Source organism: Pantoea sp. UBA4549, from assembly GCF_002387285.1.
GTDB lineage: Bacteria > Pseudomonadota > Gammaproteobacteria > Enterobacterales > Enterobacteriaceae > Pantoea > Pantoea borealis.
Genome location: NZ_DGLH01000009.1, coordinates 608,729 through 625,631, shown reverse-complemented (window position 1 = coordinate 625,631; position 16,903 = coordinate 608,729). Strand labels below are relative to the sequence as shown.

The following is a 16,903-nucleotide window of genomic DNA, read 5'->3' as shown; positions in this document are numbered from 1 at the left end:
AATGCATAAATCCGCTAAATAATTTGCTGCCTTAGCGGCGGCGCAACCATAATATTCACTTTTTATGCAAAATAAGTGAATAACAGCCTGCCGTAACTTATTGAAATTTCGTTGTTGACTCCCTTTTATGCATTATGCCCTCTGGCTGGCACGCTTGCTGCACCTTATAGTCGGGCTGCTGATTACGCACTCTTAACAATTTTAAAACAATAGCTTCACCCGGGGTGAGGCAGGAGATCCGGCTATGTCACTGCAGGTTACACGTCACGATTTTGATCAATGGATGATGCCGGTCTATGCGCCAGCAGCCTTTGTACCGGTACGGGCTGAAGGATCGCGGTTGTGGGATCAACAGGGCAAAGAGTATATCGATTTTGCTGGCGGGATCGCCGTGAACGCGCTGGGCCATGCACACCCCGCGCTGCAGCAGGCGCTGACAGAGCAGGCGGCAAAGCTGTGGCATACCGGCAATGGCTATACCAACGAGCCGGTATTGCGGCTGGCAAAACAGCTGATTGACGCAACGTTTGCCGATCGCGTTTTCTTCTGCAACTCCGGCGCCGAGGCGAATGAAGCCGCGCTTAAGCTGGCGCGCAAAGTGGCGCACGACCGCTTTGGCGATCAAAAAAGCGGCATTGTGGCGTTCACCAACGCTTTTCATGGCCGCACCCTGTTTACGGTGTCGGCTGGCGGACAGCCCGCCTATTCGCGCGACTTTGCGCCGCTGCCGCCGGCCATTCAGCATGCGCAGTTTAATCACCTGGAATCGGCCGCTGCGCTGATTAATGACAGCACCTGTGCCGTGATTGTTGAACCGATACAGGGCGAGGGCGGCGTATTGCCTGCCGATGCAGCCTTCCTGCGCGGTCTGCGTGAGCTGTGCGATCGTCATCAGGCGCTGCTGATTTTTGATGAAGTGCAGAGCGGCGTGGGGCGTACCGGATCGCTTTACGCCTATATGCACTACGGCGTTACGCCGGACGTGCTCACTACCGCAAAAGCGCTGGGCGGCGGCTTCCCGATTGGTGCCATGCTGACGCGTGAGGATCTGGCGCAGGTGATGGGGGTGGGCACACACGGTACGACCTATGGCGGTAACCCGCTGGCGGGTGCGGTGGCGGGTAAAGTGCTGGAGCTGGTCAACCAGCCCGCTTTTCTCGCTGGCGTGACCGAGCGGCATCAGTGGTTTGTTGATCAGCTTCAGGCGATTAACCAGCGGCTGCCGGTGTTTAAAACCATCCGCGGCCTCGGGCTGCTGATTGGCGCCGTACTCAACGACGATTTCGCCGGAAAAGCCAAACAGTTCAATCTCACGGCCGCCGAAGAGGGCGTGATGGTCCTGATTGCCGGTGCCAGCGTAGTGCGCTTTGCGCCCGCGCTTAATATCAGTCAGGAAGACGTGCAGCAGGGCCTGGCCCGCTTTGAACGTGCCTGTGAACGTATTCTCAGAGGAGCCACATCATGATGGTGATCCGCCCGGTTGAACATGATGACCTGGCGCAGCTGCTCCTGCTGGCGGGCAAAACCGGCGGCGGGCTTACCTCGCTGCCGGAAGACAGCGCCACACTGCAGGCACGTATTGAGCGTTCACTGCTGACCTGGCAGGGTGCGCTGCCGCGTGCTGAACAGGGTTATGTCTTTGTGCTGGCCAGCAGTGACGATAACCGGGCCGTGGGGATCTGCGCGATTGAAGTGGCGGTCGGGTTACAGGAGCCGTGGTACAACTTCCGGGTCGGCACGCAGGTACACGCCTCCAGAGAGCTGAATGTGTACGCCAGTCTGCCGGTGCTGTCGCTCAGTAACGACCATACCGGCAGCAGCGAACTCTGTACGCTGTTTCTCGATCCCGACTACCGCGACGGCAGGAACGGCTATTTACTCTCTAAATCACGCTTTCTTTTTATGGCGAACTTCCGCGATCGCTTTATGCGTAACGTGGTGGCAGAGATGCGCGGCGTCAGCGATGACAGCGGGCACTCTCCTTTCTGGGACAGCGTAGGCAGCCATTTCTTCTCGATGCCGTTTCGCCAGGCAGATTTTCTCAGCGGCACCGGTCAGAAAGCGTTTATCGCGGAGCTGATGCCGAAACATCCGCTCTATATTCACTATCTCAGCGAGGCGGCGCAGCGCGTCATTGGTGAAGTGCACCCGAAAACGGCTCCGGCGCGCGCGGTGCTGGAGGCGGAGGGTTTTCGCTATCAGAACTATATCGACATCTTTGATGGCGGACCGACGCTGGAGTGTGAAGTTGATCGTATCCGGGCGATTCGTAAAAGCACGCTGCTGCCGGCAGGTGCCGGTGAGGCGCAGGCGCACTGGCCGCTCTGCCTGGTTGCTAACAGCAATTATCAGCGCTTTCGCGCCACGCTGCTGCCGGTGGATATCGCCACCGGTCACGTCTGTCTCAGTGAGAGCCAGCGTCAGGCGCTGTGCTGTGAATATGGTGATGCGCTACGGGTTGTAACACTCTGCCGCGAGGAGAAACAGGCATGACGCACTTTATTAATAATCAGTGGCTGCGCGGCGACGGTGACGCCTTCACGAAAGCCGATCCGGTTTCAGGTGAACCGCTTTGGCAGGGCAACGCCGCCTCTGTGGCTCAGGTCAGCGCCGCCTGTGCGGCAGCCCGCGCGGCGTTTCCGCACTGGGCGCGACTGCCGTTTACGGCGCGCCAGGCGGGGGTGGAAACCTTTGCCGCTCTGCTGGAGCAGCATAAGACAGAGCTGGCGGAAATCATCTCACAGGAAACCGGCAAGCCGCGCTGGGAGACGCTGACTGAAGTGCAGGCGATGATCAATAAAATTGCCATTTCAGTGAAAGCGTACCATGCCCGTACCGGCGAACAGCAGTCGGGTGAAAGCGCACTGCGCCATCGTCCGCACGGCGTACTGGCGGTGTTCGGGCCCTATAATTTTCCGGGGCATCTGCCAAATGGCCACATTGTGCCCGCGCTGCTGGCGGGAAACTGCGTGGTGTTTAAGCCCAGCGAGCTGACGCCGCTGACCGCGGAACGAACCGTGCAGCTGTGGCAGCAGGCAGCGCTGCCGGCGGGCGTGCTCAATATGGTGCAGGGCGGACGTGAAAGCGGCCAGGCGCTGGCACAGGCAGAGCAGATTGACGGGGTGCTGTTTACCGGCAGCGCCGCCACGGGGTACCACCTGCACCGGCAGTTTGCCGGCCAGCCGGAGAAGATGCTGGCGCTGGAGATGGGCGGCAATAATGCGCTGATTGTCGAAGATCCGGCAGATATTGATGGCGCCGTACATATTGCTATTCAGTCAGCTTTTATTTCTGCCGGGCAGCGCTGCACCTGCGCGCGTCGCCTGCTGGTAAAACGGGGCGCGGCGGGTGACGCGTTTCTGCAGCGGCTGGTGGCCGTCTGCAGCCGGCTGCAGCCCGCGGCGTGGAATGCGGAGCCGCAGCCGTTTATGGGTAGCGTGATTTCGCCTGCCGCTGCCGGACAGATTTATCAGGCGTGGCAGCAGCGCGTGGCGCTGGGCGGTGAAGTGCTGCTGAATATGCAGTGGCCGGATCGCCAGCGCGCGCTTATCACCCCGGGCATCATTGATATGACGCATGTGAGCGCGCTGCCGGATGAAGAGGTGTTCGGACCGCTGCTGCAAATCATCCGGTATGACGACTACAGTGAGGCGATTACGCTGGCTAACGCCACACGCTATGGCCTCTCATGCGGTCTGATCTCACCGCAGCGCGCGCAGTTTGATCAGCTGCTGCTGGAAGCGCGTGCCGGTATCGTCAACTGGAACAAGCCGCTTACCGGCGCGGCCAGCACTGCGCCGTTTGGCGGCATCGGCGCATCCGGCAACCACCGCGCCAGCGCATGGTATGCCGCGGACTATTGCGCGTGGCCGATGGCAACCCTTGAGAGCAGCAGTCTGGCTCTGCCCGACACGCTCTCACCGGGTCTTGACTTCTCTGCTCAGGGAGCACGCGATGAACGCAGCTGAAGTGAATTTTGATGGCCTGGTTGGTCTGACGCACCACTACGCGGGCCTGTCGTTTGGTAATGAGGCGTCAACCCGCAATCAGCTGCGGCCTTCTAATCCCAGGCTGGCGGTGCTGCAGGGGCTGCGCAAAATGAAAGCGCTGGCCGATCTTGGTTATCTGCAGGGGGTGATCCCGCCGCACGAGCGGCCTAATCTGCCGCTGCTGCGCCAGCTCGGTTTTCACGGCAGTGATGCCCGGGTGCTGGCGCGCGCTGCACAGCAGGCACCGCAGCTGCTCTCTGCCGCCAGCTCCGCTTCGGCAATGTGGGTTGCCAACGCGGCGACCGTCTCGCCGTCGGCAGACAGCGGTGACGGACGCGTTCACTTTACCGTTGCCAATCTGAATAATACGTTTCACCGCGCCATTGAAGCGCCGGAAACGGCTGACCTGCTGCGGGCAATTTTCCGCGACCCGCAGCGTTTCTGCGTGCATGACGCGCTGCCGCAGGTGGCGCTGTTTGGTGACGAAGGGGCCGCGAATCACAATCGCTTCGCGGCGCGCTACGGCGACGCCGGCCTGCAGCTGTTTGTCTATGGACGCGAGGGACAGCACGCCGGCATTACGCCTGAACGCTATCCGGCACGCCAGACGCTGGAAGCGAGCAGAGCGGTTGCGCGTCTGCATCAGCTTGATGAGGCGCGGACGATCTTCGCGCAGCAGAACCCGGCGGTGATCGATCAGGGTGTCTTCCACAATGATGTGATTGCCGTCAGTAATCAGCAGGTGCTGTTCTGCCATGAGGACGCTTTTGTCAATCAGCCTGCGTTGCTGAAACAGCTGGCAGAGCGGGTGCCGGGTTTTACTGCCATCGTGGTGCCGCGTGCGCGCGTATCCGTCAGCGATGCGGTGGCGACCTATCTGTTCAACAGCCAGCTGCTGCAGCACCCCGATGGCGGTATGCGGCTGGTTTTGCCCGAAGAGTCACGACAGCATCCGGGTGTCTGGGCTTATCTGACGGAGCTGGCAGAGAGCGGCGGGCCGATCCGGGAGCTCACGGTATTCGATCTGCGTGAAAGCATGTGCAACGGCGGCGGGCCAGCCTGCCTGCGCCTGCGGGTCGTGTTGACGGCAGAAGAGCAGCGGGCGGTCAACCCGGCAGTCATGATGAACGAGCAGCTGTTTACGCAGCTCAGCCAGTGGGCCGGGCGCCACTATCGCGACCATCTCACGCAGGCGGATTTGGCCGATCCGGCGCTGCTGCAGGAAGGGCGTGACGCTCTGGATGCGCTGACGCAGCTGCTGAAGCTGGGCAGCGTCTACGCCTTTCAGCGCTGACGTTCAGGCAGGATAAAGGAGAAAGCATGCGCAGTTTTTTACAACAGACGCTGGCGGGCACGCCGCCTGCCGTTACGCAGGGAGAGACCGCGTATCTGCGCTGGCAGTGGCAGGCGGAAGGGATCCTCTCGCTGACGCCGCTGACGCACTGCGATCGGGCACTGGTGCTGTCAGCAGGGATCCACGGTAATGAAACGGCGCCGGTGGAAATAGTGGAACAGCTGCTGGCGCCGCTGCTGAGCGGAGAGAAACCGCTGGCAGTGCGGCTGCTGGTGATACTGGGTAATCCGGCAGCGCTGCGCAGCGGCCGTCGCTATCAGCAGTACGATCTCAACCGGCTGTTTGGTGGCCGCTGGCAGAGGGTCAGTGAAACCAGTGAAGCGCAGCGCGCCCTGCAGCTGGAACAGGTCATGGAGCGCTTCTGGCGAAGCTGTCACAGGCAGACGTCGCGCTGGCATCTTGATCTGCATACCGCCATCCGCGGTTCGTATTATCCGCGCTTTGCCGTTATGCCCGCGAGCGAACGGCCGTGGCCGGATACGTTTATGCAATGGCTGGCCGCCGCTGATCTGGAGGCACTGGTTTTTCATCGTGCGCCAGGCGGCACCTTTACCCACTACAGCTGCGAGCATCATCATGCGGCGAGCTCGACGCTCGAACTGGGTAAGGCGCGGCCGTTTGGTGACAATGACCTGTCGCAGTTCAGCGCGGTGCAGCAGGCACTCGCTGCGCTGCTTGAAGGCGAAACGTGGCCGCAGCCGCTCAGACAACCGCGGCGCTATCACGTCTCACAACAGATCACCCGTCAGGGAGAGGGATTCACGCTGCATATGAGCGCAGACACGCTGAATTTCACCGCTTTCCCGCAGGGAACGCTGCTGGCAGAAGAGGGCGATACGCGCTATTACGTACAACAGGCGCGGGAATATGTGCTCTTTCCCAATCCGCAGGTGGCGCCGGGCCTGCGGGCCGGGCTGATGCTGACGGAAGAGAACGCACAGCTGCCGGCGCAGTAAACGGCTGAGGCGCGGCTGACGCGTGGGTGGCGTCAGCCCGCTGATATGCAGCGTTTAATATTTTGCTTTCCCGCTGCGGGCAAACTCATTACACTCCTCCTTAATTCCTGCCATTTTCCCGCTGTTGTCATACTCTTTTGCATTTTCTCACGTAATTCTTCGCAATCTCTCCATGATCGCACGATATCTGTCTTCTATGCTTTCAGGGCTTTACTCAGGTTCTGAGTAGTTGACGTTCAGCGTCGTATGCTTGTTTCCGAAGACGCGACACAGGCTGTCGTCATATAACTGACAAGAAAGGACAATATTATGCGTAAACTGACTTCTGTTTTTCTGGCTACCGCAATGGCACTGGGTGCCGCCAATATCGTCCACGCTGCGGCCGATAACCTGACGCCACCGCCGGCCGGAAGTGAAAAGCCGATGCATAAGCCAATGCGCCATCACGGTATGGAGATGTTTAAAGGCATCACGCTGACCGATGCGCAGAAAACGCAGATCCGCACCATCATGCAGGATGGTCATAAAGAGATGCAGCGTCCGTCGCCGGAAGCGCGCCGCGCGAACCATGCCATTATTGCCGCCGACAGTTTTGATCGCAGCAAAGCTGAAGCACAGGCTGAGAAAATGACCGCGAATGCTAAAGAGAATGCGGTACGCATGATGGAAACGCAGAACAAAATCTACAACGTACTGACGCCGGAACAGAAAAAGCAGTACAACGCCAATTTCGAAACGCGCCTGACGGAAAAAGCGCCACACGATGGTAAAATGCCACCACCGCCTGCTGACGGTGAGTAAACACACCGTAACCGATCCGGATTAAGACCGCCGGCGCTGTTCAGGACAGAGTACCGCCCTGAACAGCGTCGGCGGTTTTTTTACAGCTCTATCAGCGGGAACTCGCCGGAAAGCAGCGGACGGCAGAGTATTTTATAGCCGTCGTGATCAAATCCCTGGCGCGCGCGCTGCAGCTGGCGCGCTTCCGCTTCAGTGGCCACAGACCCCAGCCAGAACCAGTGATCGATTACATGGATTTGCGTCATCTCAGCACCGCGCTCCACCATGCCAACCGGGCCTTCCCACGGCCAGCACACCACGCGAAAGCGTTCCAGGCCCTCACGGAGCCGCTGCTGATGCGCTTCCACGCTCTCTTTTCCGCAGCAGGCACCGGCACAGCGCTTCAGCGCTGCGCGAAAGCAGCCGCGCCCCGGCCGCAGGCTCTCCAGCCCGAGCAGGCCGTGACAGAGCTGCAGATCGTCTGCCATGCTTTTGAGCTTCTCCAGCGCGGCGAAACGGCTGCGAAACAGCCCGTAAAGATCGGGCGAACGTGAGAAATCGACATCTTTTGCATAAACCACTTCCGGCGCGCCTTCGCCCAGCTGGAGTGAGCAGAGCTGACGATTTTTACGCAGGCGCTTATTGAACAGCGGTTGCTGCGTTTTGATCATCTGCGCTTCCAGCAGCTGTGCGCCAATATCGCCAGCGGTAGGGATCCAGCTTACGCGCCGCGCCTGACGCAGCATGCTCGCTTCATCCGTGGTGCGAAAATGCGCCATAACCCGGCTGCGCAAATTAATGCTTTTGCCGATATAAAGCGGCAGGTTTTCGCTCTCGCCGTGAAAGGTGTAGACGCCGGGCACTTTAGGCAGCCCTTCAAGCCACTGGCGCAGGTGTTCGGGATATTGATAGATTGCCGCCGCGTCAAAGTCGAGGCGATGGCTGGTTGCTCGTCTGACCAAAGAATGCTCCGCTTACTGGTTTTGTATACAGTGTATCAGCGTGCTGTTTTTATCGCCAGTGGCAAGCGGGGCGCGACTCTCTCTCCGCAGAGGGAGAGCCGCAGGGAGAGGTTACTTTTTCCAGTAGTCGTCAAAAACAGTAACCGGCAAACGGCGTTTATGCTCGGTTTTGGTGTACCAGCCCTCAATGGTTTTCGCAGCCCCGGCATCAATGGTTTTTCCTTCCAGATAATCATCGATCTGCTGGTAGGTGACGCCAAGCGCCACTTCATCCTGCAGGCCGGGACGATCGTCTTCCAAATCGGCCGTCGGGTGTTTCATCCAGAGATGTTCCGGGCAACCCAGCGCTTTCAGCAGCTGTTTACCCTGGCCTTTGTTAAGGCGGAAGATCGGGTTTACATCGCTGCCGCCGTCGCCATATTTAGTATAAAAACCGGTGACCGCTTCCGCCGCGTGATCGGTGCCCAGCACGATGCCTTTGGTCATTCCGGCAATGCTGTACTGCGCCTTCATGCGCTCGCGCGCTTTTTCGTTACCGCGTACAAAATCTGACAGCGCAATACCCGCTTCCTGCAGTGCGCGCTCGCTGGCCAGTACCGCCTCTTTGATATTAACCACCAGAGTACGGTCAGGCTGAATAAATGCCAGAGCATCCTGACAATCCTGCTCATCGGCCTGTTTACCGTACGGCAGGCGCACGGCAATAAAGGCGTACTCTTTATCGCCGGTCTCATGACGCAGCTCGCTGACCGCGGTCTGCGCCAGCTTCCCGACCAGCGTTGAATCCTGCCCGCCGCTGATGCCCAGAATCAGCGTTTTCAGAAAAGGATGCGCTTTCAGATAGGCTTTCAGAAAATCGACGCTGACGCGGATCTCCTGCTGCGGATCGATAGCGGGTTTAACACCAAGGGCCTGAATGATTTCCTGCTGCAGTGACATGAACCTCTCCTTAAGTCGGAAGCCTGACGGCATGATGCGTAACATCAGCTAAAGCTAACGCCTTGGCCGCAAAACAACAAGCCAAACGGCGGCGAGTGCAGACGGTTTGCTGCTGAATCAGGCGCTTTTCGGACGCTGTGCCAGCAGGGTAAACATCAGGATCGCCAGCATAAAGCAGCCAAATATCGTGGCGCTCATGCTGATAACCGAGGTCCCGCCCACCCCGCTGACCGGCACGCTAATGGCGCCCAGCGTAAACATCGTCACGCCGATGACCGCAGAAGCACTGCCGGCGCGATGTCCCTGACTCTGCATTGCCAGCGATGCGGCGGTGGTTGCTATCACACCATTACTGGCGATAGAGAAGAACAGCGCGACCAGGATAACCGGCAGCGCGGCTCCGCTCAGTGCGGCCGTCAGCAGCGTAGCAGAGGCCACAAACGCCAGCGTCAGCCCGCCCTTAAGCACCCGATATTCGCCCCAGAGCGGGCAGAGACGCGCGCTGGTTTGTGAAGCGATAATCAGGCCAAAACCGTTGGCGGCAAAGCAGAGGCTGAACGCCTGCGGCGACAGGCCGTAGATCTGCTGCAGCACAAATGGCGAGGCGCCGATATAGGCAAACATGCCCGACATCATAAAGCCCTGCGTCAGACAAAAGCCCATAAAGGGGCGATGCATGACGACCTGGCCCAGTGCCGCCCAGGCAGAAAAAAGAGAACCCTGGCTACGGCGCGCGGCCGGCAGCGTCTCATGCAGCTGCCAGCGCGCCAGCAGAATCAGCAAAATAGCAATCGCCGCCAGCACGATGAAAATACCGCGCCAGCTCATGATCGTCATCAGCGCGCCGCCCAGCACTGGCGCACCCACCGGTGCAAGGCCGTTCACCAGCATCAGCAGTGCAAAAAAGCGCGTCAGCTCGTGTCCGCTGTACATATCACGGGCAATGGCCCGTGACAGCACGGCACCGCCAGCGCCGGCCAGCCCCTCAAACAGACGGGCAATCAGTAGCGAATGAATATCTTTTGCCAGCGCACAGCCCACAGAGGCAATAAACAGCAGCAGCAGTGACAGCAGCAGGGGCCGGATGCGGCCAAATTTATCGCTCATGGGCCCGAATAACAGCTGTCCCGCCCCCAGCCCCAGCAGGCCGGCGGTCAGGCTAAGCTGAGCCGTCGAGGTCTGCGTTTGAAGATCGCGCGCCAGTTCAGGCAGCGCAGGCAGGTAAAGATCGATGCAGAGCGGTCTGAGCGCCGCGAGGAGTCCGAGCGTGATGGCGTAAACCAGCCGGTTAGGGTGTGCAGATGTCATGGGGCCTCTGAGCCGGGTAAAAAGTTAACCGCGCGATTATACGGAGCAGGGCGCAGCCGCACAGCTTTTTTACGCCAGAGAGATCCCGATAAGCGCATCTAAAACGTAGCCACCAGGTTGATAAATCTGAATTTGTGTTCCAGGCTTATTCGGACATGGACAAAGTATGAGGAACAAAAAATGAATAAAGTGCTGGGATGTATCGCTGCCGCTATGACGCTGGCTGCTCTGTCTGGTTGTACCACTTATGATCGCGCGGAAAGTTATGTCACCAAACCGGTAGTAAAAGATGTGAAAAAAGGCATGACGCGTGAACAGGTACGTCAGATTGCTGGTCCGGCTTCGACCGAAGTTACCATGGCGCACGCGCGCGGCACCTGTCAGACTTACGTTATTGGCGAGCGTGATGGCAAAATGCAGACCTATTTTGTCAGCTACAACGATACCGGTCGCGTGATGAACTACGGTTTCCAGAGCTGCAAAGAATACGATACCGATCCGCAGGTTGCGCAGTAATCCGGTTTCGCAGAATAAAAAAGGGCCCGTCTGAGACGGGCCCTTTTTCATGCTGAAGTCAGCACTTAGCGGTGCGCCAGTTCGGCATGCTCATCGCTCTCCAGAATCTTTTTGTCCGTCTGGCCCAGCCAGCGGCTGGTCAGTGAACCGGCCGTCATGGAACCATTCACATTGAGCGCGGTACGGCCCATATCAATCAGTGGCTCAATCGAAATCAGCAGGGCCACCAGCGTCACCGGCAGACCCATTGCCGGCAGCACAATCAGCGCCGCAAAAGTGGCACCGCCACCCACACCGGCTACGCCAGCGGAACTCAGGGTAACAATCCCGACCAGCGTGGCGATCCATACCGGATCAAACGGGTTGATGCCGACGGTGGGGGCAATCATCACTGCCAGCATTGTCGGATAGAGCCCGGCGCAGCCGTTCTGGCCAATAGTGGCACCAAACGAGGCAGAGAAGCTGGCAATCGCTTCCGGCACGCCGAGGCGGCGCGTCTGCGTTTCCACATTCAGCGGAATGCTTGCCGCGCTGGAGCGGCTGGTAAAAGCGAAGGTGATCACTGGCCACACTTTGCGGAAGAAGCGCAGCGGATTGATGCCGTTGATCGACAGCAGCAGGGCATGCACGCCAAACATAATGGCAAGGCCAAGATAAGAAGCGAGAACAAAGCTGCCCAGCTTGACGATATCGTGCAGATTGGAACCGGCTACGACTTTGGTCATCAGAGCCAGCACGCCATACGGCGTCAGCTTCATGATCAGGCGCACCAGCTTCATCACCCAGGACTGCAGCGTATCAATCGCTGCCAGTACACGCTCGCCTTTTACTTTGTCATCGCGCAGCAGATGCAACGCAGCGACGCCGAGGAAAGCAGCAAAGATGACGACACTGATAATCGACGTAGGATTAGCCCCTGCCAGATCGGCAAACGGGTTTTTAGGAATGAATGAGAGCAGCAGCTGTGGCGTGCTGAGATCGGCTACTTTACCTGCATAGTTGCTCTGAATAGCATTCAGCCGCGCGGTTTCCTGCGCACCCTGCACCAGACCTTCTGCGCTAAGGTGGAAGAGACCGGTAACCATAACGCCGACCAGCGCAGAGATAGCCGTGGTAAACAGCAATACACCGATAGTCAGCACGCTGATCTTGCCCAGTGAAGAGGCATTATGCAGGCGCGCCACCGCGCTCAGTATTGAGGCGAACACCAGCGGCATGACGATCATCTGCAGCAGCTGTACGTAGCCATTACCGACCAGGTTAAACCAGCTGATTGAATCCTTAACCACGTCGCTGTTTTCACCATAAACCGCCTGAAGTCCCAGGCCAAACAGCACGCCCAGTACCAGGCCAGTCAGGACACGCTTCGACAGGCTCCAGCTCTGGTTGCCAATGCGGTTAAGCAACACCAGCAGTGCCGCAAAGACCACGATGTTGATAATAAGAGGGAAATCCATACTTAACTCCAGAAAGATGCCGCCGTGCAATGTGCAGGCGGCATAGCGTAACGTAAATTTCTATCAGAGAATGTCAGGGATGTTAGCAGCACAATTAAGTGCAGGCTTATACCCAAAAAGTATGGGTTATAACTTTTTGTTTAATGTGGCGTAATGTTTAGCCGTTTTGCGGATTTATTAACCGGTTAACGCTGGTTTGCAGCGTATCAAACAGCTGCTGCGGCCAGCCGTTTGCACCAAAAGCAGGCATGCCAGCCGGAAACCAGAGTGCCGCCACCACCAGTGCCAGACAGAGCATACGCTCCAGCTGATTTCCGCTCTGGCTCCTGAGAATCGGCAGGCGAAAGCGCCAGCGGCAGGGCCACAGCAACGGAACCCCTGCCGGCGTCAGCATGTCAGCAACAATATGGCTCAGATAGCCCAGCGTCAGTCCCTGCAGGACATCCGCCGGCAGAAACCAGTCTGCCGGAACGTTTACCTTAAACAGCCACAGACTGATAGCTACTGCCAGCAGGCTATGGGTGAAACCGCGATGTCCAAATGCGCGTGCTATGGGCTGCGAGAGCCAGCGGAAGCGCTGGCCCAGTGTGGATCGGGGATGGTCAATATCCGGCAGCAGGCAGGTCAGCAGCGTAGCGGGCACCAGATGCCACCAGTCTGCAGCAGCCAGTACTGGCGTAAGCTCCGCACGCTTAGCAAAAATAGCGCTGGCAATCGCAAAAATTATATGGCCTTCGGCCGTCATGATTAAACCTGGATGCAAAACTGTCAATGCATCCAGTATAGGGATTTATCCAGTAAATGAGAACGGTGACGCTGTAACGAATAGTGAATTATTTTGTGCGATGAGTGACACTCCTGGCAGACAGCGTAAGGCGACGCGCGGTCAGTTAAACAAATGTTCTGCGCGCAAATCTGTCAGGCTTTGCAGCTGTACCTCTGCCAGCGCCCAGCGGGCATCAGCACAATGTGCGGCGGCCGGCACCACTATAGAACGCATGCGCGCCGCTTTACAGGCGATCATCCCGTTGAAGGAGTCTTCCAGCGCCACGCAGTTAAGCGGATCGATATTAAGTGCTGCCGCCGCATTCAGATAGACCTGCGGATGAGGTTTGCTCAGCGGCAGCGCTTCAGCTGAGGCGAGGGCAGAAAAGAAGGGCCGCAGCCGGAACATCTCCAGCACCCGCTCCAGCATGGCAAGCGGCGAAGCGGAAGCGAGCGCAATCACCAGTCCCTGCTGCTGACAGAGCTGCAGCGCCTGAGTAACGCCTGGCAGCAGCGGCTGATGCGTTTCTATCAGGGAGAGCGTACGGTCGATAATACGGGCCGTAACCCCGGCCTGCGTTACGCCCTGCCACGGCTGCGCCTCATACCACATGCGCACCGTCTGATCGATACGCAGGCCAAGCGTATCAGGCAGGTCTGCGCGACGACTGACGTCCACGCCAAGGCTTGCCAGTACTTCCATTTCAGCCTGATCCCACAGCGGCTCGGAATCAATCAGCAAACCATCCATATCAAAAATAGCGGCGTATACCGGACGACGATAGCGCATGACTGTCTCCTTTTAAGCGGTTTGCGCCACCATACCATGTCGGCGTGCGAAAACCAGCCCGCGACAGGTCGCGCATTTTTCAGGAAAAAATCGCAGACTGCAGGTAGACTTAGGGCAAAATAATTATCTGTATAGGGAAGTCTGCATGACATACCAACAGGCTGGCCAGGTCGCCATCCTTAAGCGCGTGGCTGGCTGGATCATTTTCATTCCTGCACTGCTGTCGACCATTGTTTCCATGCTCGGTTATTTATACCAGCACAGCGTAAAGCAGCCCGGACTGGATGCCGTATTGCTGGATTTTATTCACGTCATGGTGGACATGCTTAAATTCAATACGTCATTTCTGAATTCATTCTGGCATCACTCACCGGTGCCCGATTTTCACGGCGGCGCAAATATCGGTTTCTGGATCATTTATGCGCTGATTTTTATCGGAATGGCGTTACAGGCTTCTGGCGCGCGTATGTGGCGCCAGTCGCGACATGTTAAAGAAGGCATTGAAGATCAGCTGATTCTGGAGCAGGCAAAGGGCAGCGAAGGGCGCACGCGCACGCAGCTTGAGGAAAAAATCCGCGTCCCGAACCACACGATTCTGCTGCAGATTTTCCCGCTCTACATCCTGCCCGTGATTATTGCTGTTGCCGGCTACTTCCTGTTAACGCTGCTGGGCATGCTTTAAATAATCAGGCCGGTCTGACCGCATCCTGCGCCAGTTTGTCGTCGCTAAGCAGCTCACTGACGGCAAACTGCGCCTCCTCCTGCCACTGGCCGGAAAACACATTCGCGCGGTTCAGCAGATAATAGAGCTGATAAACCGGCTGGCGCTGCGAAAATCCCTCTGCCAGCGGCCATTCTGCGTGATAGCCCTGCATAATTTCGCGCGGCAGTTCATGGTGATAACTTATCATCGCGAGGTCGCATTCGCGGTCGCCCCAGTAGCAGGCAGGATCGAAAATCCATGGGCCGCTGCTGCTATCTGCGCAGTTGGCGGGCCAGAGATCGCCATGCAGCAGCGAGGGCTGTGGATGATGATGAGCCAGCGCCTGCTGAACGCGGTCAATAATCTGGTTCATATCGCCATAGGTGACACCGCGTTCGGCCGCCAGCTGCAGCTGCCAGCCGATACGCTGTTCAGCAAAAAACAGTGACCAGCGCCGCAGCCAGCTATTGGGCTGCAGGGTGGTGGTAATATTATTATCAAAATCGAGCCCGAACTGGCGCTGTTCACTCCACTGATGCAGGCGTGCCAGCTGCTGCCCCAGCTGATAACCCGCTTCCGCGCTGAGCGGCTGTGGTGGGATATACTCCAGCAGCAGAAAACTGGCGTCACGCGTACTACCGACACCATAAACGGCCGGCACCCTGACTGTCTGCGTACGCGCCAGCAGATCGAGCTGATCGGCTTCCCAGCGGAACAGTTCCAGCCGGTCACGGGTGTTGCATTTCACGAAGACATCCAGCCCGCCATAGCGGATACGCCAGGCGGGATGAATATCGCCGCCGGGCAGGGGCTCACGCTGCGTGATCTCTGCTGGCTGAGTCTGTTCGCTTAACAGGCGGCTAATGGCTGACCACATGGCAGGCTCCTCGTTAATCGCGATACCGCTGCAATTGTAGCGCGCAAAAAATACGCAAAGCCAGTTTTACCGGCGCATCAGACAGGTTTCTGCAAAAAGTGCTGCAGCGTCGTGACCTCTGTCTGTGGGGACTGATGCAGGGCAACCTCTGCAATACGCGCTGCCTGCTCTGATACCGCTTCAGGGCTCAGGGTGCTGACAATGCCAAAACTGTTGGTTCCCAGTTCATGCGGATGGCCTTCGGCGTCGTGCAGGGTGGTGCTGTAACCGCTGTTAACCATGGCACTGGTCAGCGACTGCAGATCGCCCAGCCCGGACTCCTGATAGTGAAAAGTGACAACGTAACTCGTAACGTCCAGCGTGCTCATTTACTCACCTCACTGTAACAAAACAGATTTCAGCGTAGTTCACCCCGCACCGTAGAGCGAATTTTGTTCAGCAGCGACGTAAAGCTGTGTCAGCAGCCTTAAAAATTCCTGGCCGCGGCGGGCTGTTATTTCTCTCAACGGCACCTATAATGCGCGCCGTTAATAAACGCGTCTGCAACGTAAAAAAGCTGGCCGGTGCAGGGAACAGCCTAAGGCTGTCTCATAATTTTTTACAAAACTTACAGTAAATTGCATTGATTGCCGGTAAAAACGCTGCAGACTCACCTGTTTTTAAATTGCCGCACGGATCAACCTTTAATGAAAGTTCTTAATAAGCTGTCCGCTATTTTCTTGCTCTCTGCCGGAGCATTTTGTCACCAGGCTTTTGCTGATAACGCTGTCTTTACGTCTATGGATGATCCTTCAACGGCCAAACAACCGTTTGAAGGCAGCGCGTCAGCCGGTTACCTTGCGCAGACCGGTAACACCACCAGCTCTTCACTGACGGCTTCAACCAGCATGACCTGGTATCAGACTTCTATGGCTTACAGCCTGTGGGGCAACGCGGCCAATACCTCATCCAACGATGAGCGTTCATCTGAAACGTATAACATTGGTGGTCGCAGCCGCTACAACATGAACAGCGCTGATTACCTGTTTGGTCAGGCAAGCTGGCTGAGCGATCGTCTGAATGGTTATGATTCACGCGACGTGCTGACTGCCGGTTATGGTCGTCAGCTCCTTAACGGCCCGGTGCACTCACTGCGTGCGGAATTTGGTCCGGGTGTACGCTATGATGACTTCCACGACGGTGGTCATGAGACCAAGGCGCTGGGCTATGGCGCAGTCAGCTATCAATGGCAGCTCACGGATACGACAAAATTCATTCAGGGTGTCTCCGTGCTGAGCAGCTTTGGCGAAGACACCACGGTGAACTCGGAAACGGCACTGCAGGTCGCGATCAATGATCACTTCGCGCTGAAAATGGGCTATAACGTGACCTGGAATAACAATCCACCTGAGTCTGCGCCCGATCGTACCGATACCAAAACCACGATTCAGCTCTCCTACGCAATGTAACTGCCATGCGAATAAACCGTCGTCCGGCTTATGCCGCACGGCGGTTTTTTTTCGTGCTT

The 16,903-nt window shown here is 57.7% G+C and carries 17 protein-coding genes; 9 read left to right on the top strand and 8 right to left on the bottom strand.

The features are described from left to right. Positions 1–244 precede the first annotated feature (244 nt). The 6 genes from B3041_RS09630 (at position 245) to spy (ending at position 7,100) form a co-directional block, all read left to right on the top strand. Complete coding sequence (locus tag B3041_RS09630; RefSeq protein ID WP_065649506.1) at positions 245–1,465, top strand: aspartate aminotransferase family protein; 1,221 nt, start codon at positions 245–247, stop codon at positions 1,463–1,465. Next, on the top strand, positions 1,462–2,493 hold the full coding sequence (gene astA, locus B3041_RS09625) for an arginine N-succinyltransferase (RefSeq protein WP_292971922.1): 1,032 nt from the start codon (positions 1,462–1,464) through the stop codon (positions 2,491–2,493). The genes B3041_RS09630 and astA overlap by 4 nt, the downstream gene beginning before the upstream one ends. Continuing rightward, on the top strand, positions 2,490–3,968 hold the full coding sequence (gene astD, locus B3041_RS09620) for a succinylglutamate-semialdehyde dehydrogenase (protein WP_292971919.1): 1,479 nt from the start codon (positions 2,490–2,492) through the stop codon (positions 3,966–3,968). Before astA ends, astD begins: the two co-directional genes overlap by 4 nt. Next, complete coding sequence (gene astB, locus B3041_RS09615; RefSeq protein ID WP_065649503.1) at positions 3,955–5,283, top strand: N-succinylarginine dihydrolase; 1,329 nt, start codon at positions 3,955–3,957, stop codon at positions 5,281–5,283. Before astD ends, astB begins: the two co-directional genes overlap by 14 nt. A 26-nt stretch (positions 5,284–5,309) precedes the next feature. After that, complete coding sequence (gene astE / locus B3041_RS09610) at positions 5,310–6,299, top strand: succinylglutamate desuccinylase (RefSeq protein ID WP_292971915.1); 990 nt, start codon at positions 5,310–5,312, stop codon at positions 6,297–6,299. 309 nt (positions 6,300–6,608) lie between these two features. Continuing rightward, positions 6,609–7,100 carry an ATP-independent periplasmic protein-refolding chaperone Spy gene (gene spy, locus B3041_RS09605; protein ID WP_065649501.1) on the top strand — a complete coding sequence of 164 codons (492 nt, stop codon included), beginning with the start codon at positions 6,609–6,611 and terminating at the stop codon, positions 7,098–7,100. 80 nt (positions 7,101–7,180) lie between these two features. On the opposite strand, the gene cho is transcribed toward spy, so the two are convergent. From cho to B3041_RS09590, 3 genes are all read right to left on the bottom strand, one after another. Then, on the bottom strand, positions 7,181–8,041 hold the full coding sequence (gene cho / locus B3041_RS09600) for an excinuclease Cho (RefSeq protein WP_065649500.1): 861 nt from the start codon (positions 8,039–8,041) through the stop codon (positions 7,181–7,183). A gap of 111 nt (positions 8,042–8,152) precedes the next feature. After that, positions 8,153–8,980 carry an ammonia-dependent NAD(+) synthetase gene (nadE, locus tag B3041_RS09595; protein WP_065649499.1) on the bottom strand — a complete coding sequence of 276 codons (828 nt, stop codon included), beginning with the start codon at positions 8,978–8,980 and terminating at the stop codon, positions 8,153–8,155. 117 nt (positions 8,981–9,097) lie between these two features. After that, the gene (locus B3041_RS09590; protein ID WP_292971907.1) at positions 9,098–10,288 is read right to left on the bottom strand and encodes a multidrug effflux MFS transporter; all 1,191 of its coding nucleotides are present in this window, start codon (positions 10,286–10,288) and stop codon (positions 9,098–9,100) included. A 180-nt stretch (positions 10,289–10,468) separates the two neighbouring features. Between B3041_RS09590 and osmE the strand changes: the two genes are divergently transcribed. Beyond that, positions 10,469–10,804 (top strand): osmotically-inducible lipoprotein OsmE, encoded by a 336-nt coding sequence (osmE, locus tag B3041_RS09585; RefSeq protein WP_039384034.1) that lies wholly within the window; start codon positions 10,469–10,471, stop codon positions 10,802–10,804. Between the two features lie 65 nt (positions 10,805–10,869). On the opposite strand, the gene B3041_RS09580 is transcribed toward osmE, so the two are convergent. The 3 genes from B3041_RS09580 to hxpB all read right to left on the bottom strand — a co-directional run bounded on the left by B3041_RS09580 (position 10,870) and on the right by hxpB (position 13,816). Beyond that, positions 10,870–12,261: an L-cystine transporter gene (locus tag B3041_RS09580; RefSeq protein WP_065649497.1), complete on the bottom strand. Its 1,392-nt coding sequence runs from the start codon at positions 12,259–12,261 to the stop codon at positions 10,870–10,872. Positions 12,262–12,418: 157 nt separating this feature from the next. Then, the gene (locus tag B3041_RS09575; protein WP_065649496.1) at positions 12,419–13,006 is read right to left on the bottom strand and encodes a metal-dependent hydrolase; all 588 of its coding nucleotides are present in this window, start codon (positions 13,004–13,006) and stop codon (positions 12,419–12,421) included. A gap of 141 nt (positions 13,007–13,147) precedes the next feature. Further along, a complete protein-coding gene (hxpB, locus tag B3041_RS09570) occupies positions 13,148–13,816 on the bottom strand; it encodes a hexitol phosphatase HxpB (protein WP_292971901.1) in 669 nt (222 codons plus the stop codon). A 145-nt stretch (positions 13,817–13,961) separates the two neighbouring features. On the opposite strand from hxpB, the gene B3041_RS09565 reads away from it, so the two are divergent. Next, positions 13,962–14,498 carry a YniB family protein gene (locus B3041_RS09565; RefSeq protein ID WP_292971898.1) on the top strand — a complete coding sequence of 179 codons (537 nt, stop codon included), beginning with the start codon at positions 13,962–13,964 and terminating at the stop codon, positions 14,496–14,498. A 4-nt stretch (positions 14,499–14,502) separates the two neighbouring features. Here the strand turns inward: B3041_RS09565 and B3041_RS09560 are convergent, their stop codons facing one another. Both B3041_RS09560 and ghoS read right to left on the bottom strand, forming a co-directional pair. Beyond that, positions 14,503–15,396 carry a fructosamine kinase family protein gene (locus B3041_RS09560; RefSeq protein ID WP_065649493.1) on the bottom strand — a complete coding sequence of 298 codons (894 nt, stop codon included), beginning with the start codon at positions 15,394–15,396 and terminating at the stop codon, positions 14,503–14,505. Between the two features lie 77 nt (positions 15,397–15,473). Beyond that, the gene (ghoS, locus tag B3041_RS09555; protein WP_065649492.1) at positions 15,474–15,764 is read right to left on the bottom strand and encodes a type V toxin-antitoxin system endoribonuclease antitoxin GhoS; all 291 of its coding nucleotides are present in this window, start codon (positions 15,762–15,764) and stop codon (positions 15,474–15,476) included. A gap of 318 nt (positions 15,765–16,082) precedes the next feature. Here ghoS and B3041_RS09550 point away from each other — a divergent pair, with 318 nt between their 5' ends. Then, positions 16,083–16,844, top strand: a complete 762-nt coding sequence (locus B3041_RS09550; RefSeq protein WP_065649491.1) for a DUF481 domain-containing protein — start codon at positions 16,083–16,085, stop codon at positions 16,842–16,844. Positions 16,845–16,903: the final 59 nt, after the last annotated feature.

Excerpts from the sequence above, each read along its gene's own strand:
- spy (WP_065649501.1), top strand. The coding sequence starts at position 6,609 with ATGCGTAAACTGACTTCTGTTTTTCTGGCTACCGCAATGGCACTGGGT.
- astB (WP_065649503.1), top strand. The coding sequence starts at position 3,955 with ATGAACGCAGCTGAAGTGAATTTTGATGGCCTGGTTGGTCTGACGCAC.
- B3041_RS09575 (WP_065649496.1), bottom strand. The coding sequence starts at position 13,006 with ATGACGGCCGAAGGCCATATAATTTTTGCGATTGCCAGCGCTATTTTT.
- ghoS (WP_065649492.1), bottom strand. The coding sequence starts at position 15,764 with ATGAGCACGCTGGACGTTACGAGTTACGTTGTCACTTTTCACTATCAG.
- B3041_RS09590 (WP_292971907.1), bottom strand. The coding sequence starts at position 10,288 with ATGACATCTGCACACCCTAACCGGCTGGTTTACGCCATCACGCTCGGA.
- nadE (WP_065649499.1), bottom strand. The coding sequence starts at position 8,980 with ATGTCACTGCAGCAGGAAATCATTCAGGCCCTTGGTGTTAAACCCGCT.
- astA (WP_292971922.1), top strand. The coding sequence starts at position 1,462 with ATGATGGTGATCCGCCCGGTTGAACATGATGACCTGGCGCAGCTGCTC.
- astE (WP_292971915.1), top strand. The coding sequence starts at position 5,310 with ATGCGCAGTTTTTTACAACAGACGCTGGCGGGCACGCCGCCTGCCGTT.
- B3041_RS09560 (WP_065649493.1), bottom strand. The coding sequence starts at position 15,396 with ATGTGGTCAGCCATTAGCCGCCTGTTAAGCGAACAGACTCAGCCAGCA.
- B3041_RS09630 (WP_065649506.1), top strand. The coding sequence starts at position 245 with ATGTCACTGCAGGTTACACGTCACGATTTTGATCAATGGATGATGCCG.
- osmE (WP_039384034.1), top strand. The coding sequence starts at position 10,469 with ATGAATAAAGTGCTGGGATGTATCGCTGCCGCTATGACGCTGGCTGCT.
- B3041_RS09565 (WP_292971898.1), top strand. The coding sequence starts at position 13,962 with ATGACATACCAACAGGCTGGCCAGGTCGCCATCCTTAAGCGCGTGGCT.
- hxpB (WP_292971901.1), bottom strand. The coding sequence starts at position 13,816 with ATGCGCTATCGTCGTCCGGTATACGCCGCTATTTTTGATATGGATGGT.
- B3041_RS09580 (WP_065649497.1), bottom strand. The coding sequence starts at position 12,261 with ATGGATTTCCCTCTTATTATCAACATCGTGGTCTTTGCGGCACTGCTG.
- B3041_RS09550 (WP_065649491.1), top strand. The coding sequence starts at position 16,083 with ATGAAAGTTCTTAATAAGCTGTCCGCTATTTTCTTGCTCTCTGCCGGA.
- astD (WP_292971919.1), top strand. The coding sequence starts at position 2,490 with ATGACGCACTTTATTAATAATCAGTGGCTGCGCGGCGACGGTGACGCC.